Raw genomic sequence first — 23,933 nt, forward strand, 5'->3', positions numbered from 1 at the left:
ATTGGTACCACGGCCGCTTGCGCGCTGCCCTGTTGATCCGAAATGATCTTTTTGGCGCCGTACTGGCGCTGGGGAAGCACTTCACAACTGGGAGGGTCATCGCTGTGTCGACGACGAATGTGCTGAACAACCGGAGGACCCGGGTCGCCAGGATCGTGGGCGTCACCGCCTGCGCCATCGCGGCCGCCGGAATCCTCGCCACCACCGGCGGGGTCGCCTCGGCGGCGACCGCGCAGGTGTCCACCGGCGTTCAGGCCCACGGGCCGGACGGCCGTGAGGATGGCAGGGAAGACGCCGTTCCCGCTGGCCGTGAGGACGGTCGCGAGGACGGCAGGGAAGACGGCCGTGAGGACGCACTGCCGGGCATCGGTAAGGACCAGTCGGTGGACGGTACCGCCGGCCGGGACCAGTCGGTCGAGAGCATCGCCGCGCCCGGCACCGGCAAGGAACAGGGCATCACCCCCGCCAGCCGGGACTTCTGATCGCGACCGGGTGGGGGCGCGCCGCCCCCACCCGGGGCCGTCAGGTCCGGAACCCGTGCTGGCGCCAGGCTTCGTAGACCGCGATCGACGCGGCGTTGGCCAGGTTGAGCGACCGCGATCCCGGTGCCATCGGCAGCAGCAGGCGGTCGGTGACCTCCGCCGCGTGCTGCACCGCGCCGGGCAGGCCGGCCGATTCCTGCCCGAACAGCAGCACGTCGCCGGGCAGGTAGCCGACGTCGGAGTAGTGCCGGGTCGCGGTGGTGCTGAACGCGTACACATTGGACGGCAGCAGCGCCAGCCACGCGGCGTCGAGATCGGCGTGCACGGTGACCGGCGCGAGGTCGTGGTAGTCGAGCCCCGCACGCCGCAAGTGCTTGGCTTCAAGGGAAAACCCGAGCGGCTCGACGAGGTGCAGTTCGCTGCCGGTGTTCGCGGCGAGCCGGATCGCGTTCCCGCTGTTCTGCGGGATTTCCGGGCGGTGGAACAGGATTCTGAACATCAGTCCGCAGGCGCGTAGGCGACGAAGGCGTCGCGGATCCCCGCGGGCGGACGGGCGGGCTTCAGGGTGGCGGTGTCGACGAACACGTACCGGGTCTTGACCACGACGACGGTTTCGCCGTCGCGCGTCATCTCGAAGTCGACGAGCAGCGAAGTGGTGCCGACGTGCCCGACGCGGGCGGTGACGAGGAGTTCGTCGTCGAAGCGGCAGGCGGCCAGGTAGCGCAGGGTGGCCTCGGCGACCACGACGTCGGCGCCCTCTTCCCGCATCTTGTCGTACGACCCGACCGCGTTCTTGATCATCTCGAACGAGGCCATGTCCGCGTAGGCGAGGTAGTTCGCGTTGAACACGATGCCCTGGCCGTCGCATTCGTGGTAGCGGACGCGCAGCGGCATTTCGGCGATCGGCTTGCCGGTCATCGTTCCCCTTTCCCGGTTCGGCCTCACCCTAGCGGGGGTCAGCCGTGCAGCTCGCGGTAGGCGCGGGCGGCGCCGGGGTGCAGCGGTACCGCGCCGGTGCCGATCAGCGTTCGCACGTCGAGGAACTGGGTGCCGACGGCCTGCGCCGGCACCAGGTCGGCCGCCCGGTTGACCAGTACCTCGGCGACCGCGGCGGCGATGTCGTCGGGCAGGCCCGGTGCCGAGACGATCAGGTTCGCCACCCCGATCGTGGTCAGCTCCCTGACCCCGGTGTACGCCCCGGCCGGGACGCGCACGGGTTCGTAGACGGGGCCGTACCGCGCGCGCAGCGCGGGCAGCGCGCTGTCGAGGGGGATGAGCGCGAGCGGGACGGCTTTCGCGAGTTCGGCGAGCGCGGGCGTCGGCACCCCGCCGGACCAGAGCAGCGCGTCGATCCGGTGCTCCCGCAGTGCCGCGGTCGCTTCGGCGAACAGCAGCCGTTCGATCGCGACGGTGACCCCGGCGGCGGTGAGCAGCCGTTGCCCGGCGACGGCGGCCCCGGCACCGGCCGCGCCCAGTGACACGCGGCGCCCGGCGAGGTCCGCGAGGGTGGTGAGCCCGTCGTCGGCGCGGACCACCAGTTGCAGGTAGTTCTCGTAGACGCGGCCGAGCGCGCGCAGCGGAGCCGGGGCGGGGTAGGGCGGTTCGCCGAGCACCGCGGCCTGCCCGATGTCGCCGAGCGCCATGCCGAGATCGGCGGCGCCCTCGAGCACGCGCGTGACGTTCGCGACGCTGGCTTCGGTCGGCACCGCGGTGCAGCGCAGGCGCGGCTCGGCCTCGTTCACCTGTTTCGCGAGCACCTCGGCGAACGCGAGGTAGAAGCCGCCGCTTTCCCCCGCGGCGATGGTGAGCGGGCGTGCCGGTCCGCCGTAACGGGTCGCCGTGCAGCCGGTCAGCACGGCCGCGAGCCCACCGAGCCCACCGAGCAGTGCCGTTCTCCGCCGCAGGGTCATGACCGGTCCTCCCGTGCCAGCGGGAGCGTGACGAGCGCGGCGAGCCCGCGCGGATCGGCGCGCCGCAGTTCCAGCGTGCCGCCACGGGAGCCGACCTGGCGGTGCGCGATGGTCAGGCCGAGCCCGGTGCCGCGTGGTGCGCCTTCCCGCCGTGCTCGCCAGAACCGTTGCGTGGCAAGGGAAATCTCGTCGTCGGTCAAGCCGGGGCCGGTGTCGGAGACGGTCAGGGTCGCGGTGCCGTCGCCGACGGTCCACCGCACGCGGATCTCGGCGTCTTCGCCCGCGTAGGCGATGGCGTTGTCGAGGAGCACGTCCAGGATCTGCGCCAGCTCCGATTCGGGGCAGCGGACCAGCGCGGCGGGCCCGCTTTCGCCGGTGAGCCGGATCTTCGCCCGCTCTGCGGCGGGGAGCCAGGCGTCGATCCGCTCTGCGGCGACGGTTTCCAGCGCGCTCGGCTCCTCGGCGTGGTCACCGGCCGCGAGCCGGGTCGCGGTGCTGTCCGCGATCGCGAGCGTCAGCAGACCGTCCAAAAGGGACTCCAGGCGGTCCACCTCGGCGACTGCGGCGTGGTACCCGCGCTGCCCCGGCTCGCCGACGGACGGGGCGAGCGAGTCCATCCTCAGGCGCAGCGCGGCCATCGGGTTGCGAAGCTGGTGCGACGCGTCGGCGACCAGCCTGCGCTGTTGCTCCGACGCCGAGACGACGGCGTCGGACATGCGGTTGAACGCCGTGGTCAGCGAGCGCAGCTCCCGCGGCCCCGCGGTCGCGGGGAGATCGGCGTGCCTGCCTTCGCTGACCGCGCGCACGCCGCCTTCCAGTTCGTGCAGCGGCCGCAGGACCCAGCGGGCCAGCAGCACCGCGAGCACCACGAACACCATCGCGGCGAGCAGCGCGCCGGCACCGATCGCCGCCCACCAGGTCGCGACGTCGTTCGCGGCCCTGGCGACGGAGGCGCGCAGGAGCACCACCCCGGCCACCCTCGTGCCGCTGCCGACCGGGCGCGCGAACAGCACCGGCTCATGCGACCACGGCCGCAGCGGCGCCACCGCGGGGCCCGCTTCGTTGCGCAGCGCCGCTTCGACGCGGGTCGAAACATCGGACTGGGCAAGGGAAAGCCCGCCCGCCGAGGCCAGCACGCGGCGCCGCGCGTCGATGACGAGCACACTCTCGGAGTACACCTCGGCGTAGCGGCGGGCCTCGGCGGCGAGTGCGGCGGCGTCGGCGGAGTCCGACGCCTGCTGCGCGAGCACCACGAACCGGTCGACGTCGGCGTTGCGGGCGATCACGAGCTGCTGGGTGCGCTGCTCGGCGGTGGTGCCCAGCAACGGGAAGGCGAACCCGGCGACCGCGGCGAGCACCACCGTGACCAGCACGACGAGCAGCCGCGCGCGCATCTCAGCGGCCCAGCCGGTAACCGAACCCGCGCACGGTGCCGAGCAGGCCGGGCCGGTCGAGCTTCGCGCGCAGCCAGGTGAGGTGGACGTCGAGGGAACGGGACACCGCGAGGTGCGCGTCGCCCCACACCTCGTCCATGAGCTGCTGCCTGCTCACCGCGGTGCCCGGCCTGGCCGCGAGCACCGCGAGGATGGCGAACTCCTTGGCGGTCAACGTGATCTCCTCGCCCGCGGCGAACACCCGGTGCGCGGCGAGATCGATCTCCAGGTCTTCGACGTGCACCACGTCCGGCTGCGGCTCGTCGCCCGCGCCCGCCCGCCGCGCGACCGCGTCCATCCTCGCGAGCAGTTCGGCCAGCCGGACCGGTTTCGCGAGGTAGTCGTCCGCGCCGAGCCGCAGGCCGCGCACGGTGGACCGCTCGTCGTCGCGCGCGGTGAGCACCAGCACCGGGACGGCCGAGACCTGGCGGATCTTGCGGAGCACGTCGAGCCCGTCGATATCGGGCAGGCCGAGGTCGAGCAGGAGCAGGTCGGCCTCGTGGTGCCCGCCGAGCGCATCGACGCCGCGGGTGACCCGCGTGACCGCGTGCCCGCGTGCGCCGAGCGCCTCGGCCAGCGCGCCGGCGACCCCGTCGTCGTCTTCGACGAGCAGCACCCGCACGGCCGTGCCCCTTCTATTCCGCTTCGGTCTTCTTCTCGAGCTCCGAACTCTTGGAGGTTTCGCGCATTGTGCCGTAGACGATCAGCGAAACCAGGATGCAACCCGCTACGTACCAGAAGAACACCGTCTCGTGGCCTGCCTTCTTCAGCGCCTGCGCGATGAGCTCCGCGGTGCCGCCGAAGATCGCCACGGTGAGCGCGTAGGGCAGGCCGACCCCGAGCGCGCGGATCTTCGTCGGGAACAGCTCCGCCTTCACGATCGCGTTGATCGAGGTGTACCCGGTAACGATCACGAGCGCGCCGAGCATCAGCAGGAACGCGACGAACGGGTTCTTGGTGCCCGCCATCAGCGTCATGATCGGTACGGTCAGCAGCGTGCCCGCGATGCCGAAGAACATCAGCATCGGACGGCGGCCGATCCGGTCCGACAGCCTGCCCGCGACCGGCTGGAGGATCGCGAACGCGAGCAGCGCGAAGAACAGGATCCAGGTGACCGTCTTGCGCGGGATGCCGGAGGTGACCTCGAGGAACTTCTGCGAGTAGGTGGCGTAGGTGTAGAAGGCGACGGTGCCCCCGAGCGTCAGCCCGACGACGAGCGCTACCTCCTTCGGGTACTTGACCAGCGTCCGCACGGTGCCGCGCTCGCCCGCGTTCTTCCCGGTCGCGGTGCCGCCCTCGCTTTCCCGCTCGTAGCTTTCGGACTCGTCCATGCCGCGGCGCAGCCACATCACCGCGACCGCCGCGACCGCGCCGACGACGAACGCGATCCGCCAGCCCCACGAGTTCATCTGCGCCTCGCTGAGCACGTTCTGCAGGATCAGCTGCAGGCCGAGCGCGAGGAGCTGCCCGCCGACGAGCGTCACGTACTGGAAGCTGGAGTAGAACCCGCGCTTGCCCGGCGTCGCGACCTCGGACAGGTAGGTCGCCGACGTGGAGTACTCGCCGCCGACACTGAGGCCCTGCAGCAGGCGCGCCAGCACGAGCAGGATCGGCGCGGCGACCCCGATCGTCGAGTAGCCGGGCGTGACGGCGATCAGCAGCGACCCGAACGCCATCATCGACACCGAGGCGACGAGCGCGGTCCGCCTGCCGAACCGGTCCGCGAAGCGGCCGAGCAGCCAGCCGCCGAGTGGGCGCATCAGGAATCCGACGGCGAACACCGCGGCGGTGTTGAGGAACTGGGCGGTGGCGTCACCACCGGGGAAGAATGCCTTGGCGAAGTAGGTCGTGAACGCCGCGTAGGCGTACCAGTCGTACCACTCGATCAGGTTCCCGAGCGAGCCGCGCAGCACATTGCCGATCACCCGCCGCTCGCTGACGCGTGTCGCGTCCGCTGTCCCGGTTGTCATCTTCGACCTCCTGTGTCTCGGGTCACCGTGGCCATCCGGGCGCTTCGACGCAAGACGGCGGGCGGCTTCCTAACATCCGTTTAGGAAACTCGCGGTTACCTCGCGGTAGGGGCGGCGCAGGTGCGGGGGGCCGTGAGGTGACCAGATAGCCTCACCTCCGTCATCAGCGACAGCGCAGTGAGGGAGAATCGTGGGACGGTCCGTTCTGGTCACCGGCGGCAACCGAGGAATCGGGCTCGAGATCGCGAGGGGCCTCGCCGAACAGGGGCACAAGGTGGCCGTCACGCACCGGGGTTCCGGCGCGCCGGAGGGGCTGTTCGGCGTCCAGGCCGACGTCACCGACAGCGAGCAGGTGGACGCCGCGTTCAAGCAGGTCGAGGAGCACCAGGGCCCGGTCGAGGTGCTCGTGTCGAACGCGGGCATCACCGACGACACGCTCCTCATGCGGATGAGCGAGGACCAGTTCAGCCGCGTGATCGACGCGAACCTCACCGGCGCGTACCGCGTCGCCAAGCGCGCCTCGCGCGGCATGCTGAAGGCGCGCTGGGGCCGGTTCGTCTTCATCTCCTCGGTGGTCGGGCTCTCCGGCGGCGCCGGCCAGGTGAACTACGCGGCCAGCAAGGCGGGCCTGGTGGGCGTCGCGCGTTCGCTGGCGCGCGAGCTCGGCGGCCGCAACATCACCGCCAACGTGATCGCGCCGGGCTTCGTCGTCACGGACATGACCGACGCGCTGAACGAGGACCAGCGCACGAAGGCACTGGCGCAGATCCCGGCCGGCCGCTACGCGGAGCCCGCCGAGATCGCCGGCGCGGTCGCCTTCCTCGCCTCGGACCAGGCCGCCTACATCAACGGCGCGGTGCTGCCCGTCGACGGTGGCCTCGGCATGGGCCACTGACCCCCGAACACCCCCGAAACCGAACAGACTGAACGATGGAGGACCGTTGCCCGGATTGCTCGAAGGCAAGCGACTGCTGATCACCGGCATCATCACGGACGCCTCGCTCGCGTTCCACGCCGCGAAGATGGCGCAGGAGCAGGGCGCGAAGGTGGTGCTGACCGGGTTCGGCAGGATGTCGCTCGTCGAGCGGATCGCCAGGCGCCTGCCGGAGCCCGCACCGGTGCTGGAGCTGGACGTGCAGAACCAGGAGCAGCTCGACTCGCTCGCCGGCCGCGTGCGCGAGCACGTCGACGGGCTCGACGGCGTGCTGCACTCGATCGGGTTCGCGCCGCAGACCTGTCTCGGCGCGCCCTTCATGGACGCCCCCAGCGCCGACGTGTCCATCGCGGTCGACGTGTCCGCGTTCTCGTTCAAGGCGCTCGCGCAGGCGACCCTGCCGCTGATGGAAGGCGGCGGCTCGATCGTCGGCATGGACTTCGACGCGCGGGTGGCGTGGCCCGCCTACAACTGGATGGGTGTCGCGAAGGCGGCGCTGGAGTCGGTGAACCGGTACCTGGCGCGGGACCTCGGGCCCAAGGGCATCCGGGTGAACCTGGTCAGCGCGGGCCCGATGAAGACGATGGCCGCGAAGTCCATTCCCGGCTTCATGGAGCTCGAAGAGGGCTGGAACGACCGCGCGCCGCTCGGCTGGGACAGCGCGGACCCGATCCCGACCGCGAAGGCCGTGTGCGTCGCGCTGTCCGACTGGCTGCCCGCGACCACCGGATCGATGATCATGGTCGACGGCGGGGTGCACGCGCTCGGCATCTGATCTCGGAAAGCGGTGAAGGCGCCTTCCCGGCCGGGAAGGCGCCTTCACCGCTTTCAAGCGAGTATCACCACTGCTGCGGCGGTTGCCGCGGCTGCTGGTACGGGTTCTGCTGCGGCTGCGCGTAGCCGGGAGCCCCGCCCGGCGGAACCCCGAAGGAGCCGAGCTGGGTTCCTTGGGCGGTCTTCTTCCCCCACGCGCACCAGCGCCCGGTGACCGGGAGCAGGCCGAGCACCAGCGTGGCGATCGCCGGGGAAAGCACGGCGATGAGCATGCCCGCATTACGTCCCGCGCTCGCCGGGCCCGCGAGCACCGACGCGTTGTTGACGAGCGACATGAGCTGGCTGTAGACGACGACGGCCGTCACGATGCGCACGGCGCTGCCCGCCACGACGAGCCAGCGCCCGATCGGCTTGCGCAGGAACAGCAGGATCCCGCCGGGAAGCAGGGTGACGATCTCGGCCACGGACGTGATCGCCTCCAGCCAGACGACCCATTTGAAGTCGGATAGCACGTCGAGGCCGCGATCGCTCAGCGACGAGAAGTCGCCGAGGGCGCGGATCAGGCCGAAGACCGCGCCGATGCAGGCGAGGACGCCCGCGGTGATCGCGGCGCCGCCGTTGGGCGGCTTCTCGCCAAGGCTGCTGCCCCCGCCGGGGTAGGGCGGCGGTGCGGCAGGGTACTGGCCCTGCGGCGGTGGCGGAAACGTCATCGGTACCTTCTTCGTCGTTTTGCCGGGGTCGGCCGATCCAATCAGGAAGCGTACGAGCGCGGTCGTGGGGTGACCACATCGCAACCTGGTTTTCCCGGCTTGCCCCGCTCAGGGCAGGACGGCTTCGGCGACCCGCCAGCTGTCCTCGAACATCACGTACCGGGTGATGCGCCCGCGCTCGACGGTCATTTCGATGGCGAACGGCGTTTCGATCGCCTTCCCGGTCGCCCGCACCACCGAGCGCAGGTGCCCGATCGTCACCGCGTGCGGGCCGTCGACGAGCACGCGCTCGATCTCGAACAGCTCCCGGTCGAGGTGGTGCTCCAATTCCGCGAAACAGGCGCCCGCCTCGCTCGCGGTGTGGCGCTTCCCGATCCACGGCACGATCTCGGTGGCGCCGGGGATGTCCCACGCCACGTCGTCGGCGAACAGCGCGGTGACGCCGGGGAGGTCGCGTTCGGCCAGCAGGCGGTGGAACTCGGTCACCACGGCACGGGTGTCGGTCATGGGTTTTCCTTCCGGTTGCGGGGTTTCCCGGTTTCAGCTGAACACCGGTTCGGGACGCGGTGCGCCGGTGCGGTGGAGCGCGACGGCGAAGGTGAGCGCGGCGACCGTGAGCGCGCCGAGCAGAACGCTGACCCAGGCGACGCTCGGGTAGCCGAGACCGGCGCTGATGCTCAGCCCGCCGAGCCACGGACCCGCGGTGTTGCCGACGTTGAACGCCGAGGTCGTGCTGGCGCCGACGAACGTGGGCGCGTCGCCGCCCGCTTCGGCGAACGCGCGGACGTTGAGCGCGGGGTTGATCGCGAACGCGGCGAACCCGAACACGAACACCGCGGCGACCGCGACCGGGGCGGCCGGACCGGCGGAGGCGAGCACGGCCATGGCCGCGAGCGCGAGGCCGATCCCGCCGTAGAGCACCGCGAACGGCCGCGCGTCCGCGAGCTTGCCGCCCGCGGTGATCCCGGCGATGGCGCCGACGCCGAACAGCGCGAGCACCAGCGGCACGGCGCTTTCCGGCAGGCCGCTGGTCTCGACGAGCAGCGGCGCGAGGTAGCTGAACGTGGCGAACGTCATCGCCTGGGACAGCGCGATGACGCCCAGCGCGAGCCAGACCCGGCCGCGCCGGTAGAGCCGCAGCTCCGCGCGCAGGCTCGGCCGCTCGCCTTCGGGCCGGGTGTCGGGCACGAACGCGAACACCGCCACGAGCGCCGCGAACGACAGCGCCGCCACCGCCCAGAACGCGGCGCGCCAGCCGGCGTGCTGCCCGAGGAACGTCCCCGCGGGCACCCCGGCGACGTTGGCGATGGTCAGCCCGCCGACGAGCACGGCGAGCGCGCGGCCGCGGCGGTCCTTCGGCACGAGCGACACCGCGGTGGCGGCGGCCACGGCCCAGAACCCGGCGCAGGCGACCGCGCTGACCACCCGTGTCGCGAACAGCAGCGCGTAGCCGGGCGTCAGCGCGCCCACCACGTGCGCCACCCCGAAGACGCCGAGCAGCGCCATGAGCGTGACGCGGCGGGGGAGCCGGAGCGTCGCCGCGGCGAGCAGCGGCGCGCCGACCACCATGCCCGCGGCGAAGGCGGAGATCAGCAGCCCCGCGGCGGGGATGCCCACGGCGAGATCGGCGGCCATGCCGGGAAGCAGGCCGGTGATCATGAACTCGGAGGTGCCGAGCGCGAAGACGCAGAGTCCGAGCACGGCGATCGCCAAGGGCACGAGAAAGTCCTCTCATTTTAGAACACTCAGTACAAAATGTCGGCAGAGCCGTTCCGGATTTTCTCGGAGATCAGGTGCGCGGGCGCAGCGCGTCGACCGCGATTCCGGCGACGGTGCGCATTTCCGGTTCGCCCGCGCCGCGGCGGGACATGATCCGCAGCCCGCTCACCGTGGCGTGGACGAACTGCGCGAGATCGGCCGCCGCCCGGTGCCGGTCGATCGTGCCGTCCGCCTGCCCGGCGCGGATGTGACCGGTGAGCAGGGCGAGCTGTCCTTCGGTGTCGGCGCGCATCGCGGCGCCGACCGCTTCGTCGTGGTGCCCGAATTCGGCCGCGGCGTTGACCATGAGGCAGCCGCGGCCGCCGTTGGCGCGTTCCTCGGCGACGGTGCCGTCGAGCATCGCGCGAACGCGATCGAGGCCCGTTTCGGCGCTGTCGAGCAGTTCGGCCCGCGTGTGCAGTCCGATCGCCCGGTAGTGCTTCAGTGCGCGTTCGAAGAGGGCGTGCTTGCTCTTGAACGTGTTGTAGACGCTGCTGCGGCCGAGCCCGGTCGCCTCGCACAAGTCCTGTGTGGAGGTTGCCTCGTACCCGTTGTCCCAGAACGCGTTCATCGCGCTCTCGACGGCGCGCTCCTCGTCGAACTCCTTCGGCCTTGCCATGGCACGACCGTAGCACGGTTTTGGATCGTTCAGTGCAATACGTGGGGCCGGTGCCGCGTGCGCCGTGCCACAGGGGCAGGATGGTCCGGGTGAGTTACGACGCCGTGCTGTGGCTTTCGTTCGGTGGCCCCGAGGGGCCCGACGATGTGATGCCGTTCCTCGAGAACGTCACGCGGGGCAGGGGAGTCCCGCGCGAACGGCTCGAAGAGGTCGCGCAGCACTACCAGCACTTCGGCGGCGTCTCCCCGATCAACGAGCTCAACCGCACCGCGATCGCGGCGGTGGAGGAGGAGCTCCGGGCGCAGGGCCTCGGCCTTCCGGTGTACTTCGGCAACCGCAACTGGGAGCCGATGGTCGAACAGACCGTCGCCGCGATGAAGGCCGACGGTGTGCGGCGCGCGCTGGTGTTCCCGACGAGCGCCTACGGCGGCTACTCGGCGTGCCGCCAGTACGACGAAGACATCGACCGTGCCCGTGCCGCCGTCGGCGACGGTGCGCCGGAACTGGTGAAGCTGCGCCAGTTCTTCGACCACCCGCTGTTCGTCGGCGCGTTCGCCGACGGACTGCGGGCCGCGCACGAGGGGCTCGACGGCGCGCGCACGGTGTTCTGCGCGCACTCGGTCCCGGTGAGCGCCGACCGCGCCGCGGGCCCGCCCGGCGAGGGCGGATTCCGGTACTCGCACCAGATCGCCGAGGCCGCGCGCCTCGTCGCCGCCGAAGCCGGTGTCGGAACCTACGACGTGGTGTGGCAGTCGCGATCGGGCCCGCCGCAGGTGCCGTGGCTCGAACCGGACATCGTCGACCACATCGACGCGATCCACGCCGAGGGGACGCGCTCGGTCGTGGTGTGCCCGGTCGGCTTCGTGTCGGACCACCTCGAAGTGATCTGGGACCTCGACAACGAAGCGGCCGAGCGCGCCGCCGAACTCGGCATGGGTTTCGCACGGGTCGCCACGCCCGGTGCCGACCCGCGGTTCGCGGAACTGGTGGTGGAACTGGTGCGCGAGCACGTTTCCGGCGCACCGGCGCGCAAGCTTTCGGAGTTCCCCGCCGCAGGCTGCACCGTCAACGGCGCACCCTGCGCGACCGCCTGCTGCGAACCCGCCAAACGCCCCGCGACGCGCTAGGGGGTCAGGTCTCCCTGGTCGGCGAACGCGCGCGCGGCCTCGTTGACGGCGGCGCAGCGCGCGGCGCGCACGGCCTCGGTGAGCGGCCGCAGCGCCTCCGCCCGCCTGCTCACCGCGGACGCCGACAGCGCGCCGCCCGGTTCGTCGCCCTGTGCCAGCGCGAGGATCGCGCCGACCTCTTCGGCGCGCTGCAGCACCCGCAGCGAGCGGCCGGGGGTGCCGGACGGCCAGGACAGCTCGGGCCGCGCGCGCAGCCGCGCGGACAGCTCCGCCCGCACGCCGGTGCGTTCGCTGGCGACGTCGAGGGCCTGCAAGGCGCCCGCGCTGTCGCGGATGGCGTCAGTCAGCGCGTGTTCGGCCTCGCCGATCCCGCTCGACGGCGGTGGCACGGGATCGCCGCCCGCGTGCACGGTCCAGCGCACCAGCCCTTCGGCGATCGCCTGCGGCACCGCGCCGAACCCGGTGCCGGTGAACACCACCGCCTCGCCCGCGCGCACGGCCGCCTCGCCGAACGGGCCCGGCCCGCCGAGGCCGCGCACGTCGCCGGGCACCGGGAGCACCAGCACCGCGCCGGTCGCGCTCCTCGCCCGCAGCGCGGCGAGCAGGCTCGCCGGGCCCGCGGGCACGTTCCCGGTCAGCGGAAGGTCGAACGCGGCGGCGGCCGCGTCGTCGCCTGCCACGACTTCGTGATCCTCACCCCAGGCCTGCAGGGCGTCCAGCGCGTCATCGGACGCGGCCGCGCCGTGCAGCCAGGCGGAGGCCCATACCGCGAGGGTCGCACTCGAACAGCACACGGAGATCCAGAGTACGGGTCCCGGCGCGATCGCGGGACACGGGCCGCCCTGGAGCTGCTCCACGTCGACTAAGGGTTTTCGGCGCAGTAGCGTCGTAACGGTGAACTCCGTACCCGCACACCTTCCCCGCACGCTGGGGGAGCTCCGCGCGGCGGACTACCGCCCGCGCGGGGTCAAGCAAGAAATCCACGAGAACCTCCTGGCCGCGCTGCGCGCGGGACGGGACCCCTGGCCCGGCATCGTCGGGTTCTCCCGCACGGTCGTCCCGCAGCTCGAACGGGCGCTGCTCGCCGGCCACGACGTCGTGCTCCTCGGTGAGCGCGGCCAAGGCAAGACGCGCCTGCTTCGCACCCTCGCGGGCCTGCTCGACGAGTGGACGCCGGTGATCGACGGCAGCGAACTGGCCGAGCACCCGCTGGCCCCGATCACGCCCGCTTCGCTGCGCAGGGTCGCCGAACTCGGTGACGCGCTGCCCGTCGGCTGGGCGCACCGGAGCGAGCGCTACACCGAAAAGCTCGCCACCCCGGACACTTCCGTCGGCGACCTCATCGGCGACGTCGACCCGGTGAAGGTCGCCGAGGGCCGCAGCCTCGGCGACCCCGAGACCATCCACTTCGGACTCGTGCCGCGCGCGCACCGCGGCATCGTCGCGATCAACGAGCTGCCGGACCTCGCCGAGCGGATCCAGGTCGCGCTGCTGAACGTGATGGAGGAGCGCGACATCCAGGTCCGCGGCTACACCCTGCGGCTGCCGCTGGACGTGCTCATGGTCGCCACCGCGAACCCCGAGGACTACACGAACCGCGGCCGGATCATCACCCCGCTGAAGGACCGCTTCGGCGCGGAGATCCGCACGCACTACCCGCTCGACGTCGCCGCCGAGGTGGACGTCGTCCGGCAGGAGTCGGATCTCGTCGCGGAGGTCGGCGAGCCGTTGCTGGAGGTGCTGGCGCGGTTCGTGCGCAACCTGCGCGGCGCGGCCGTGATCGACCAGCGCTCCGGCGTGTCGGCCAGGTTCGCGGTCGCCGCGGCGGAAACCGTTGCGGCGGCGGCGTTGCGGCGGTCGGCGCTGACGGGGGAGGAGCCCGCGGTCGCCCGTCCGGTCGATCTCGACGCGGTGCCGTCGGTGCTGCGCGGCAAGCTCGAGTTCGAACCGGGCGAGGAGGGCCGCGAAACCGAGCACCTCGTGCACCTGCTGCGCAGGGCGATCGCCGAGACCGCGCGCGACCGGTTCGCCGGGCTGGACCTCCGGCCGCTGGTGGAGGCGGTCGCCGACGGGCACCTCGTCGCGACCGGGGAGCGCGTGCCGGGCAAGGAACTGCTCGAGTCGCTGCCGGAACTCCCCGTGCTGCACGAGGTCGCGCAGCGCGCGGGCGTGTCCTCGGACGAGCCTGCCGGGCGGATCGCCGCGGCCGTCGAACTGGCGCTGGAGTCGCTCTACCTGGCGCGGCAGCTGGCGAAGGACACCGACGACGCGACGACGGTGTACGGGCCGTGAGCTCGCTTCCCGAGGGCTATTCGTACGGGCCGTGGCACGACGGGCCGGACCCGCTCGCGGCGCCGGTCGACCTGCGCGCCGCGATGGACGAGATCGGCCAGGACGTGCTCGGCGGGGCGTCACCGCGCTCCGCGCTGGAGGAGGTGCTTCGCCGCGGCACCCCGGACACCGCGGGGCTCGACGAGCTGACGAGGCGGATCTGGCAGCGCCGGTCGGAGATCCAGCGGCGGCACAACCTCGACGGCACGCTCGCCGAGGTGCGCCGCCTGCTCGACGAGGCGCTCGAAGCCGAACGCCGCGAACTGTTCCCGGATCCGGGGGACGACGCGCGGTTCCGGGAGGCCGAGCTGGACGCGTTGCCGTCGGGCACCGCGGCCGCGGTCAGGGAACTGTCCGCGTACGAGTGGCGTTCGGGGCCGGGACGCGAAAACTACGAGCGGATCCAGGAGCTGCTCGGCAAGGAACTGCTGGAATCGCGGTTCCAGGGCATGAAGGACGCGCTCGCGAACGCCGGGCCGCAGGACGTCGAGCGGGTCAACCAGATGCTCGCCGATCTCAACGTCCTGCTCAACGCGCACGCGCAGGGCTTCGACGACGTCGGCGAGCGGTTCGCCGAGTTCATGCGGCGCCACGGCGAGTTCTTCCCCGAAAACCCGCGCACCGTCGACGAGCTGATCGACGTGCTCGCCGCGCGTTCGGCGGCGGCGCAGCGGATGCTCAACTCGATGACCCAGGAGCAGCGCGACGAGCTCGCCGCGCTGTCGCAGCAGGCGTTCGGCGATCCGAGGCTCGCCCAGCAGTTGTCCACATTGGATGAACAGCTGCGCGCGCTGCGGCCGGGCGAGGACTGGTCTTCCTCGGGGCGGTTCCGGGGGAACGACCCGCTCGGCCTCGGCGAGGGCGCGCAGGCGATGGCCGACCTGGCGGAGCTCGACGCGCTGGCGGAGCAGCTCGGCCAGTCCTATCCCGGCGCGCGGCTCGAAGACATCGACCTCGAGGCACTGGAACGGCAGCTCGGCGGCGAAGCGGGAGTGGACGCGCGGCGACTGTCCGAACTGGAACGGGAGCTGCGCGCGCAGGGCCTGTTCGAACGGGCGCCGGACGGTTCGCTTCGCTTGTCGCCCAAGGCTTTGCGGCGGCTCGGCGAGACCGCGCTGGCGGATGTGGTCGAGGCGCTGCGCGGCAAGGGCGGCGAACGCGAGACCGAGTCCGCCGGCGCGGCCGGTGAGCCGACCGGGTCGAGCAGGCCGTGGCGGTTCGGGGACATGCAGCCGTGGGAGGTGTCGCGGACGGTCCGCAACGCGGTGCTGCGCACGGCATCGGCGGGCGGCACCGCGGTACGGCTCGACGTGTCCGACGTGGAGGTCACCGAGACCGAGCACCGCTCGCGGGCCGCGGTGGCGCTGCTGGTGGACACGTCGTGGTCGATGGTCGCCGAAGGCAGGTGGCTGCCGATGAAGCGCACCGCGCTCGCGCTGCACCAGCTGATCACCACCCGGTTCCGCACCGACGCGCTCCAGCTGATCACCTTCGGCAGGCACGCGACGGGAGTCGAGCTGGCGGAGCTGGTCGGCCTCGACGGCACGTGGGAGCAGGGCACCAACGCCCATCACGCGCTGCTGCTGGCCGGGCGGCACCTGCGGCGGCACCCGGACGCGCAGCCGGTCGTGCTGATGGTGACCGACGGCGAGCCGACCGCGCACCTCGAGCCGGACGGCACCGCGCACTTCGAGTACCCGCCCTCGCCGAGGACGATCCACCGGACGGTCACCGAACTGGACCGGCTGGCCAAGCTCGGTGCCGCCTTCACCGTGTTCCGGCTCGGCGACGACCCGCGGCTCAACGCCTTCGTCGACCTGCTGGCCCGCCGCTCCGGCGGCCGGGTGGTGGCCCCCGACCTCGACGGCCTCGGCGCCGCCGTGGTCGGGGACTACCTGCGGACGCGGCGCCGCTGAGGGGTCACTGCGGTTCGCCCTCCGGCGGCAGCTGGTAGAGCGCTTCCAGCTCCACGTCGGCCACTCCCGGCACCGCGCGCAGGCTGGTGAGCGTGCTCGACCCCATCGTGCCGGTGACGGCGCCGATGGGGTCGAGCACCTGGTTCACCGTCATGCCGGCCGAGCGCAGCCCGGCGACCACCTCGGACAGGGACGCGAGGGACTCGCCCCGCACGGAAACGACGACCTTCCAGTCACGCTGCATAGCGATCCTCCTCGCGCCAAGGGAGTTCCAGGGAGTGACTCGAAGTGCTTTGCGTGGCGGTGCCGGTGGCGGAACCTCAGCCCCACCCGTCAGCCCGGCCGCCGCCCCTCACCGAGGCACCGCGTGCCACTGTGTCCCCTCCCTCCGGGATCTCCGACCCGTGAATGCCAATTCACCACCTTGGAGCTGTCCTCGCGAGGGACCACCTGGGAACCCGCAGCGGTGACGGTAGACGGCCCACTCGAGTGGCTACGCCACTTTGAAACAGTCTTCTACGGAGCCTGCACCAGCCCCGCGCCGCTGTCCACCGCGGCGAGGGTGAGCCTGCGGGCGTGCTGGCTCAGCCGCGCCCACAGTTCCCAGCCGCGCGAACCGAACTGCTGCGCGGTCAGCGCCGCGATGCCCGCGGCGTGCGGGGTGGCCATGCTGGTGCCGCTGATCGTGTTGTACCGCTTCGGCATGGGCCAGCTCGAGTAGACGTCGACGCCCGGCCCCACGAGATCGACCGCGCCGATGTCGTCGACGGTGCCGCACGAGAAGTCGGCGATCGCCCCCGCGGAGTCGATCGCGCCGATCGCCATGATCGACGGGCAGTTCGCCGGATGGCCCACCGGCGCCACGAGCCCTTCGGGGCGCTTGCTCTCGTTGCCCGCCGCGGCGACGATGAGGGTGCCGCGCTCCATCGCGCGCTGGGCGACCTGTTCGAACGTCCGCGAGTACGCCTGGCCGGCCTGGGTCGGTGCGCCAAGCGACATCGACACGACCGCGCAGCCGTTGCTGATCGCCCACGAGATCCCGGCGAGGATGCCGCCGTCCGAGCCGGAGCCTTCGTTGCTGAGCACCTTGCCCGCGTAGATCTCGGCCTCGTGGGCGATCCCGTAGCCGGGTTTCGCCTCGGGGGTGCGCGGCCCGCACGACGTGCCGATGCAGTGGGTGCCGTGCCCGTGCCCGTCCTTCGCGTCCTCGCCGTCGACGAACGAGCTGGTGACCACCTGGCGCCCGGCGAAATCGGGGTGCTCCGCGTCGAACCCGGTGTCGAGCACCGCGACGCGGACACCCGCACCGGTCGCCGCGCTGTTCGCGGCGTTGACGGCCTGCAGGCCCCAGGTGAGATCGCCGTCTTCGGCGGCGGGTATCGCCGGGTCGCCGATGGCGAAGACGGTCCGTTCCGCCTCCACGAACGAGATCGGGCCGTCGCTCGCCGCCGCGGTGTTCAGCGCGGCGAACTGGTCGTCGTCCGCGCTCACCAGCGCGACGCCGAGCTGGTGGAACAGCAACCCGTCGGCGGCGCCGAGCAGCTGCGCCGTCGAGGCGCCCGCGAGCTCGGCGGTGCTGGTCGTGCGGACGCCGGCGACGTTGGCGATCGCCTGCGCGCCCACCGCGGCCGCGTTGTGTTCAAGCAGAATCAGGTACCGGCCGGTCGTGCCCGCCGCTTCCGTCATGGCGCACCTTCTTCGCTGGAGGATTGTGGACCCTTCCAGCATCGAAGAAGCTAAGCTGCAATGTAACCGCAGTCACATTACTCTTCGATATCAGTTAACTCCGTCGGGTGACGATTAATCTCGCGCCCTTGGCGGGCACCATCGTGATGTTCCTGGCCTTCGCGCCCTCGGGACGTGGCCGGTCGGTGCCGAGCCGGAACTCCGAAAGCACCGCGCGCAACACGATCGTCGCTTCCATGAGGGAGAAGCCGGCGCCGAGGCACCGCCGCACGCCGCCGCCGAACGGGAACCAGGTCCCGGTGGCGGGGCCGCCGTCGAGGAACCGTTCCGGCCGGAACTCCTCCGGTGCGGCGTGGTGCGCTTCGTCGCCTTGGACGAGCGCGATCGACGGCATCACGGTGTGCCCGGCGGGAATCCGGTAGCCGCCGACCTCGATGTCCCGGGTGAGCCGGCGGGCCACCTCGGAGATCACCGGGTGTAGCCGCATCGCCTCCTTCACCACCGCTTCGAGGTGCTTTTCGTCCCCGGCGCCGGCGGCGCGTTCGGCCGCGGCGAGCTGGACCGGGTTGCGCACCAGCTCGTGGAAGGACCAGGCGAGCGCGGTCGCCGTCGTCTCGTGCCCGGCGAGCAGCAGCGTGACGAGCTGGTCGCGCAGCTCGGCGTCGGAGAGCTGGTCGTCCTCGGGCGGCACGGTCAGCAGGCGGGAGAGCACGTCGCCGCGGTCGGCGAGATCCGCGGCGGTGCGGCGTTCGGCGATCTCGGCGTAGATGAGCTCGTCGGCACGCCGCTGCGCTTCCGCGTTGCGCCGCCAGGGCCCGTAGCGCTGCAGCTTGGGGTTGTGCCAGCCGAAGATGTCCAGCGGCCCGATGTCGACGGTGATGCGGAGCAGCCTGCGCAGTTCGTCGAGGCGCGGGCCGTCGCTCACGCCGAAGACCACCCGGAGGATGATCTCGAGGGTCAGCGCGTTCATCCTGGCGTGCGAGGAGAACGCGTGCCGCTCCGGCCAGCGCGCCGTCTCGGCCTCGGCCAGTTCGGTCACGAGATCGCGGTAGCCGCGCAGTGCCGAGCCGTGGAAGGCGGGCATCAGCAGCTTCCTGGCGCGCAGGTGCACGTCCTCGTCGGTGAGCAGCACCGAGTGCCCGCCCATCACCGGCTTGAGGATCATGTTCCCCTCGCCGGCGTGGAAGATCGACGCCGGCCCGCCGAACACCGCCTTGATGTGCTCGATGTCGGCGAGCTGCACGACGTTGCGCTCCGGGTAGATCCGCAGCCGGACGACGTCGCCGTAGCGGCGGCGCAGGAACGGCATGAGCTTGTGCCGGTAGGTGCCGAACAGCACCGTCTGGACGGCGATCGGCCAGTTCGGGCCGGGTGCGGCGGGCGCGGCAGGCGACGGTTCGAGCGAGAGGGCGGTTCGCGGGGTTGGCGGTGCGTCGGCGGTCATCGACGGGCCTCCCTGGCCGGGGTGAGCGCGATCACGGTCTGATGCCCCGTTTATACGCGCGTGTAAACGGGTTGTCCAGGCAGCGGCGCTAGGCTGCGTGGCGTGAGCCATCGCGAAGACCTGCTGGCGGCAGCGCGGAAACTGCTGGAGGAAAAGGGGTACGCCCGCATCACCGCGCGCGACCTCGTCGCCGCGTCCGGGACGAACCTCGGGTCCATCGCGTACCACTTCGGCACCAAGGAAGGCTTGCTCAACCACGCGATCGGCGAGGTGTTCGAGGAGTGGACCGACCGGCTCGCCCAGGTCGCGATGGCCGATCCCGCGGCGCTCCCGGCCGAACGCGGCCGGATCACCTGGACGACGATGCTGGAGAGCCTGTCCAGCAGGCGCGCGCTGCTGCTGTCCTATGTGGAGGCACTGGCGCAGGCGGAGCGGACCGTCTCGCTCCGCGAGCAGTTCGCCGAGCAGTACCGGCGCTGCCGCGACCGCGTCGCGGAACTCGCGGCGCGCTCGCTCGGCAACGGGTGGGAGCCCGGCGACCGGCGCTGCCTCGCGGTGGCGAGCTTCGTGATCGCGGTGTGCGACGGGCTGTCGGTGCAGTGGCTCCTGCACCCGGAGGACGCGCCGACCGGTGACGAGCTCAGCGAGGGGCTCGCGGCGATGTGGGCGGCGTCGTACCCGGTGTCGCACGAAGCATGATCCCACCGGGCGGGACGGCGGTGGAGTGCGCCACTTAGGCTGGGTGGCATGAAGACTTGGTCCTCGATCCCGGTGGCGAGTGTGCCGGGGACACCACGCCCGCTGCGGCTGTTCGACACCGCGAGCGGGCAGGTCCGGCCCACCGCGCCCGGCGCGACGGCGCGCATGTACGTCTGCGGCATCACGCCCTACGACGCCACGCATCTCGGCCACGCGGCCACATACCTGGCCTTCGACCTGGTGCACCGGCTCTGGCTCGACGCCGGGCACGAGGTGCACTACGTCCAGAACGTGACCGACATCGACGAGCCGCTCCTGGAGCGCGCCGAGCGCGACCAGGACGACTGGGTCGTGCTGGCGATGCGGGAGACGGCGCTGTTCCGCGAGGACATGGAAGCGCTCCGGGTGGTGCCGCCCCGCGAGTTCGTCGGCGCGGTGGAGAGCATCCCGGAGATCGTCGAGGTGATCGGCAAGCTGCTCGCCGACGGCGCGGCCTACCGGGTCGACGACGAGGAGCACCCGGACATCTACTTCGACCGGGCCGCCACCGGCCGGTTCGGCTACGAGTCCGGCTATGACGCCGGGACGATGGCCAGGTTCTTCGCCGAGCGGGGCGGTGACCCCGACCGCCCCGGCAAGCGCGACCCGCTCGACGCGCTGCTGTGGCGCAGCGCCAGGCCGGGTGAGCCGTCGTGGGAGTCCGAGCTCGGCGCGGGCAGGCCCGGTTGGCACATCGAGTGCAGCGCGATCGCGGTGAACCGGCTGGGGATGGGCTTCGACGTCCAGGGCGGTGGTTCGGACCTCGCCTTCCCGCACCACGAATACAGCGTCGCGCACGCCGAGGCGCTCACCAACGAGCACCCGTTCGCGCGCCACTACGTGCACGCCGGGATGATCGGCTACGACGGCGAGAAGATGTCGAAGTCGCGCGGCAACCTGGTGTTCGTCTCGCGGTTGCGCGCGGACGGTGTCGACCCCGGCGCGATCCGGCTCGCGCTGTTCGCGGGGCACTACCGCGAGGACCGGCCGTGGACCCCGGCACTGCTCGCCGAGGCCGAAGCGCGGCTCGCGCGCTGGCGTGCGGCCGCCGCGCGGAACGCGGGCCCGTCCGCCGAGGAAGCCATCGCGCGGCTGCGCGACCACCTCGCCGACGACCTCGACACCCCGAAGGCACTCGCCGCCGTGGACGCGTGGGCGGCCGAAGCGGTGCGCGGCGGCAGCGACGAAACCGCGCCGGCGCTCGTTCGCGACGCGGTGGACGCCCTGCTCGGCATCGCGCTGTGACCACAGTGGACGGTGGGCGAATGGCCCACCGTCCACTGTGTACTAGTTGTGAACTTCCCTTCCGCCGGCCAGTTCGAGTCGCTGGTGTGTCCATTCGCGACGGAGCCAGCGGTCGTGCGACGCGATGACCACGGCACCGGGAGCATCGCCGAGCGCGTCGAACAGCTCCTCCGCCAGCGTCAGCGAGAGGTGGTTCGTCGGCTCGTCCAGCAGCAGTACGTCCGGCGGGGTGGCGAGCAGGATCGCCAGCGCCAGCCGCCTTCGCTGGCCCACCGACAGCGACCCGACGGGGCGGCCGATGTCCCGCGAAGCGAGCAGCCCGAGCTTGCCCAGCCCCGGCGCGTCCTCGCCCGCGGCCTCGGAGTACACCCGCTGAGCCGTTTTCGCCGGGTCGGCGAACCCCACGTCCTGCTCCAGCAGAGCGATCCGGAGCCCGCCCGCGCGGTGGACGTGCCCGTCCGCCGGTTCGAGCCGTCCGGCCAGCACGGCCAGCAGCGTCGACTTCCCGGCACCGTTCCCGCCCGTCACGAGCAGCCGGCCGCCGGTCTCGACATCGAGCCGGTCGAGTGCGAGACGACCGGGAACCCGCACGTCCCGCAGGGACACCGCGAGCGTGCCCTCGCCCGGCGCGCCGGTGAGCCGACCGGAGAACGTCAACGGTGACGGCGGGCGCCGCACCTGGTCCCGTGCCAGCTCGTCGAGCCGGAGCTGGGCGTTGCGGACCCGCCGCGAGATCTGCTTCTGCACCCTCCCGGTCTTGAAGTCGTACAGCATCTTCGCGTTGTCCCGCTGGGGCCGGTTGTGCGCCACGGCGCGGGCCGTGGTGGCCACCGCGTCGCGCAGCTCCTTCAGCTCGTCCTGCTCTTCGGCATAGCGCTGCGCCCATCTCGCGCGTTCCGCGGCCTTGTGCCCGAGATAGGCGGTGTACGCGCCGCCGTAGCGGGTCGGGCCGCCGAGCGCGGGATCGATGTCCACGATGTCGGTGCACACCGCGTCGAGGAACACGCGGTCGTGCGACGACAGCACGACCACGCCGTCGAGCCCGGCGAGGTGCTGTTCGAGGAAGTCCATCCCCGCGTCGTCGAGGTGGTTGGTCGGCTCGTCGAGCAGCAGCGTCCTCGGCTTCCTGATCAGCAGCGCGGCCAGCCCGAGCCGGGAGCGCTGCCCGCCGGAGAGGGTGCCGAGCGCGCGGTCCGGCGCGACACCGGACAGGCCGAGCCCGTCGCAGACGAGCTTCGCCCTGCGGTCGGCGTCCCACAGGTCGTGCGCCTGCGCCCAGTCGAGCACCGCGCCGTACCGGTCGAGGGTCGCGCCGTCGCCGGGATCGGCCGCCATCGCCTCGGCGAGCCGGTCGAGCTCGGCGGCCATGGCACGGGTCTCGGCGAGCGCGTCGTCGAGCACGTCGGCCAGCGTGTCCGTGGCGGGGAACGGCAGCTCCTGCAGGAGGAACCCGGAATCGGGGTCCCGCGTGACGGTGCCGGCCTGCGGCGTTTCGACTCCGGCGAGCAGGCGCAGGAGCGTGGACTTCCCGATCCCGTTCTCGCCGACGAGCCCGACGCGCTGGCCGGCGGAGGCGAGGAAGTGCACCCCGTCGAAGACGACACGATCGCCGTAGGCGAACGCGAGATCGGTCGCTTGGAGGGAGAGGAAACCTGACATGGGGCAACACCGAACCTTGGTGGTGGGGGAGAACTCCCGCCGGGCGTGCTGACCGGGAGCGGGGCTCTACCGGTCGCCTCGGGCGCGGGCTGGGTCCAGGGTCAGTTCCTCATGATGCGAGAACTCTAACGCAACAGAAGTTGGATTTGCAAGGGGTTGTCCCGGGAAGTCTTGGGTACGCCCGGCCCACCACTCGTTACGGTGTAAGGGTGCCCAGCCTTTTCGCCACCAGCGACCTCCACGTCACGCACGACGGCAACGAGCCCGTCGTGGACACCATCCAGCCCGATTCGCCGGAGGACTGGCTCCTCGTGGCCGGTGACGTCGCCGAGAGGGTGAGCGCGGTCGTCTCGACGCTGGAGAAGCTGAAGAGCCGGTTCGCCGAGGTCGTCTGGGTGCCGGGCAACCACGAGCTCTGGACGACCCCGAAGGACGAGGTGCAGCTCAAGGGCCAGGCCAGGTACGACCACCTCGTGACGCGCTGCCGTGAGCTCGGCGTCCGGACCCCCGAGGACGAGTTCCCGGTGTGGGAGCACGGCGACGGCCCGATCACCATCGCGCCGCTGTTCGTGCTCTACGACTACAGCTGGCGCACCCCGCAGGCGGCCGACGTGCCGCTGTCCGACGCGCTCGCGCAGGCGAAGGAGGCGGGCGTGGTGTGCACCGACGAGTACTTCCTGCACCCCGACCCCTACCCGAGCCGCCAGGACTGGTGCGCGGACCGCCTCAAGACCAGCGAACAGCGGCTCGACGCGATCCCCGAGCACCACCGGACCGTGCTGATGTCGCACTGGCCCCTGCACCGCCACCCGACCGAGCCGCTCTACTGGCCCGAGTTCGCGATGTGGTGCGGCACCACGGAGACCGCGGACTGGCACCTGCGCTACCGCGCCGAGGTCGCCGTGTACGGGCACCTGCACATCCCGCGATCGACCACGGCCGACGGCGTGCGCTTCGAGGAGGTCTCGCTCGGCTACCCGCGTGAATGGCGCAAGCGCGCCCGCGGCGCCGTCCCCGTGCGGAAGATCTTCTGACCCTGCCGCGGGCCGACCTCGTCCCGGATCCAGTTCTCCGCCAGGTTCGCCGCATGCCCTGAAGGTGCGGCGGATTCATGCGGTGGTCGCAACATGCTCTATTTAGGACAGTAGCATGGTGAGTTTTTCTTTGGGGGTGAGCCAGTTGAGGGTTTTGCGGGGG

General features: G+C 71.8%; 24 protein-coding genes. 9 read left to right on the plus strand and 15 right to left on the minus strand.

Going from position 1 to position 23,933, the window contains the following annotated elements; genetic code table 11:
* The first annotated feature begins 104 nt into the window (after positions 1-104).
* On the plus strand, positions 105-482 hold the full coding sequence (locus ABD256_RS30970; protein ID WP_344426940.1) for a hypothetical protein: 378 nt from the start codon (positions 105-107) through the stop codon (positions 480-482).
* Positions 483-522: 40 nt separating this feature from the next.
* On the opposite strand, the gene ABD256_RS30975 is transcribed toward ABD256_RS30970, so the two are convergent.
* The 6 genes from ABD256_RS30975 to ABD256_RS31000 are packed head-to-tail and all read right to left on the minus strand — an operon-like array spanning position 523 to position 5,795.
* On the minus strand, positions 523-981 hold the full coding sequence (locus ABD256_RS30975; protein ID WP_344426943.1) for a tRNA (cytidine(34)-2'-O)-methyltransferase: 459 nt from the start codon (positions 979-981) through the stop codon (positions 523-525).
* Positions 981-1,400 carry an acyl-CoA thioesterase gene (locus tag ABD256_RS30980; protein WP_344426946.1) on the minus strand — a complete coding sequence of 140 codons (420 nt, stop codon included), beginning with the start codon at positions 1,398-1,400 and terminating at the stop codon, positions 981-983. Before ABD256_RS30980 ends, ABD256_RS30975 begins: the two co-directional genes overlap by 1 nt.
* A 38-nt stretch (positions 1,401-1,438) precedes the next feature.
* Positions 1,439-2,392: a TAXI family TRAP transporter solute-binding subunit gene (locus ABD256_RS30985; protein ID WP_344426949.1), complete on the minus strand. Its 954-nt coding sequence runs from the start codon at positions 2,390-2,392 to the stop codon at positions 1,439-1,441.
* On the minus strand, positions 2,389-3,786 hold the full coding sequence (locus ABD256_RS30990; RefSeq protein WP_344426952.1) for a sensor histidine kinase: 1,398 nt from the start codon (positions 3,784-3,786) through the stop codon (positions 2,389-2,391). Before ABD256_RS30990 ends, ABD256_RS30985 begins: the two co-directional genes overlap by 4 nt.
* 1 nt (position 3,787) lies before the next feature.
* Complete coding sequence (locus ABD256_RS30995) at positions 3,788-4,447, minus strand: response regulator transcription factor (RefSeq protein ID WP_344426955.1); 660 nt, start codon at positions 4,445-4,447, stop codon at positions 3,788-3,790.
* A 13-nt stretch (positions 4,448-4,460) separates the two neighbouring features.
* Positions 4,461-5,795 carry an MFS transporter gene (locus ABD256_RS31000; RefSeq protein ID WP_344426958.1) on the minus strand — a complete coding sequence of 445 codons (1,335 nt, stop codon included), beginning with the start codon at positions 5,793-5,795 and terminating at the stop codon, positions 4,461-4,463.
* Positions 5,796-5,985: 190 nt separating this feature from the next.
* On the opposite strand from ABD256_RS31000, the gene fabG reads away from it, so the two are divergent.
* The gene (fabG, locus tag ABD256_RS31005; protein WP_344426961.1) at positions 5,986-6,690 is read left to right on the plus strand and encodes a 3-oxoacyl-ACP reductase FabG; all 705 of its coding nucleotides are present in this window, start codon (positions 5,986-5,988) and stop codon (positions 6,688-6,690) included.
* Between the two features lie 46 nt (positions 6,691-6,736).
* Positions 6,737-7,504: an enoyl-ACP reductase FabI gene (fabI, locus tag ABD256_RS31010; protein ID WP_344426964.1), complete on the plus strand. Its 768-nt coding sequence runs from the start codon at positions 6,737-6,739 to the stop codon at positions 7,502-7,504.
* A gap of 64 nt (positions 7,505-7,568) precedes the next feature.
* Here fabI and ABD256_RS31015 read toward each other — a convergent pair whose 3' ends face one another.
* From ABD256_RS31015 to ABD256_RS31030, 4 genes are all read right to left on the minus strand, one after another.
* Entirely contained in the window at positions 7,569-8,213 is a 645-nt protein-coding gene (locus ABD256_RS31015; RefSeq protein WP_344426967.1) for a hypothetical protein, read from the minus strand.
* Between the two features lie 108 nt (positions 8,214-8,321).
* A complete protein-coding gene (locus ABD256_RS31020; RefSeq protein WP_344426970.1) occupies positions 8,322-8,720 on the minus strand; it encodes a nuclear transport factor 2 family protein in 399 nt (132 codons plus the stop codon).
* Between the two features lie 33 nt (positions 8,721-8,753).
* Positions 8,754-9,932 (minus strand): Cmx/CmrA family chloramphenicol efflux MFS transporter, encoded by a 1,179-nt coding sequence (locus ABD256_RS31025; RefSeq protein WP_344426973.1) that lies wholly within the window; start codon positions 9,930-9,932, stop codon positions 8,754-8,756.
* Between the two features lie 70 nt (positions 9,933-10,002).
* Positions 10,003-10,590, minus strand: a complete 588-nt coding sequence (locus tag ABD256_RS31030) for a TetR/AcrR family transcriptional regulator (protein WP_344426976.1) — start codon at positions 10,588-10,590, stop codon at positions 10,003-10,005.
* Between the two features lie 89 nt (positions 10,591-10,679).
* On the opposite strand from ABD256_RS31030, the gene ABD256_RS31035 reads away from it, so the two are divergent.
* Positions 10,680-11,717 carry a ferrochelatase gene (locus ABD256_RS31035; protein WP_344426979.1) on the plus strand — a complete coding sequence of 346 codons (1,038 nt, stop codon included), beginning with the start codon at positions 10,680-10,682 and terminating at the stop codon, positions 11,715-11,717.
* On the opposite strand, the gene ABD256_RS31040 is transcribed toward ABD256_RS31035, so the two are convergent.
* A complete protein-coding gene (locus tag ABD256_RS31040) occupies positions 11,714-12,511 on the minus strand; it encodes a hypothetical protein (RefSeq protein WP_344427042.1) in 798 nt (265 codons plus the stop codon). The two genes, ABD256_RS31035 and ABD256_RS31040, sit on opposite strands and share 4 nt — an antisense overlap.
* Before the next feature lie 100 nt (positions 12,512-12,611).
* Between ABD256_RS31040 and ABD256_RS31045 the strand changes: the two genes are divergently transcribed.
* Positions 12,612-14,009, plus strand: coding sequence for a sigma 54-interacting transcriptional regulator (locus ABD256_RS31045; protein ID WP_344426981.1), 1,398 nt, complete (start codon positions 12,612-12,614; stop codon positions 14,007-14,009).
* The gene (locus tag ABD256_RS31050; protein ID WP_344426983.1) at positions 14,006-15,964 is read left to right on the plus strand and encodes a VWA domain-containing protein; all 1,959 of its coding nucleotides are present in this window, start codon (positions 14,006-14,008) and stop codon (positions 15,962-15,964) included. The genes ABD256_RS31045 and ABD256_RS31050 overlap by 4 nt, the downstream gene beginning before the upstream one ends.
* Before the next feature lie 4 nt (positions 15,965-15,968).
* Here the strand turns inward: ABD256_RS31050 and ABD256_RS31055 are convergent, their stop codons facing one another.
* The 3 genes from ABD256_RS31055 to ABD256_RS31065 all read right to left on the minus strand — a co-directional run bounded on the left by ABD256_RS31055 (position 15,969) and on the right by ABD256_RS31065 (position 19,094).
* A complete protein-coding gene (locus ABD256_RS31055) occupies positions 15,969-16,208 on the minus strand; it encodes a hypothetical protein (protein ID WP_344426985.1) in 240 nt (79 codons plus the stop codon).
* A 272-nt stretch (positions 16,209-16,480) separates the two neighbouring features.
* Positions 16,481-17,650, minus strand: coding sequence for a S8 family peptidase (locus ABD256_RS31060; protein WP_344426987.1), 1,170 nt, complete (start codon positions 17,648-17,650; stop codon positions 16,481-16,483).
* 94 nt (positions 17,651-17,744) lie between these two features.
* Complete coding sequence (locus ABD256_RS31065) at positions 17,745-19,094, minus strand: cytochrome P450 (protein ID WP_344426989.1); 1,350 nt, start codon at positions 19,092-19,094, stop codon at positions 17,745-17,747.
* 102 nt (positions 19,095-19,196) lie between these two features.
* Here ABD256_RS31065 and ABD256_RS31070 point away from each other — a divergent pair, with 102 nt between their 5' ends.
* Positions 19,197-19,793 (plus strand): TetR/AcrR family transcriptional regulator, encoded by a 597-nt coding sequence (locus tag ABD256_RS31070; RefSeq protein WP_344426992.1) that lies wholly within the window; start codon positions 19,197-19,199, stop codon positions 19,791-19,793.
* A 48-nt stretch (positions 19,794-19,841) separates the two neighbouring features.
* On the plus strand, positions 19,842-21,077 hold the full coding sequence (gene mshC / locus ABD256_RS31075; RefSeq protein ID WP_344426995.1) for a cysteine--1-D-myo-inosityl 2-amino-2-deoxy-alpha-D-glucopyranoside ligase: 1,236 nt from the start codon (positions 19,842-19,844) through the stop codon (positions 21,075-21,077).
* Positions 21,078-21,119: 42 nt separating this feature from the next.
* On the opposite strand, the gene ABD256_RS31080 is transcribed toward mshC, so the two are convergent.
* Entirely contained in the window at positions 21,120-22,736 is a 1,617-nt protein-coding gene (locus ABD256_RS31080) for an ABC-F family ATP-binding cassette domain-containing protein (RefSeq protein ID WP_344426998.1), read from the minus strand.
* Positions 22,737-22,945: 209 nt separating this feature from the next.
* On the opposite strand from ABD256_RS31080, the gene ABD256_RS31085 reads away from it, so the two are divergent.
* A complete protein-coding gene (locus ABD256_RS31085) occupies positions 22,946-23,770 on the plus strand; it encodes a metallophosphoesterase family protein (protein WP_344427001.1) in 825 nt (274 codons plus the stop codon).
* Positions 23,771-23,933 lie beyond the last annotated feature (163 nt).

Source organism: Amycolatopsis minnesotensis (genome assembly GCF_039529815.1).
Taxonomy (GTDB): domain Bacteria; phylum Actinomycetota; class Actinomycetes; order Mycobacteriales; family Pseudonocardiaceae; genus Amycolatopsis; species Amycolatopsis minnesotensis.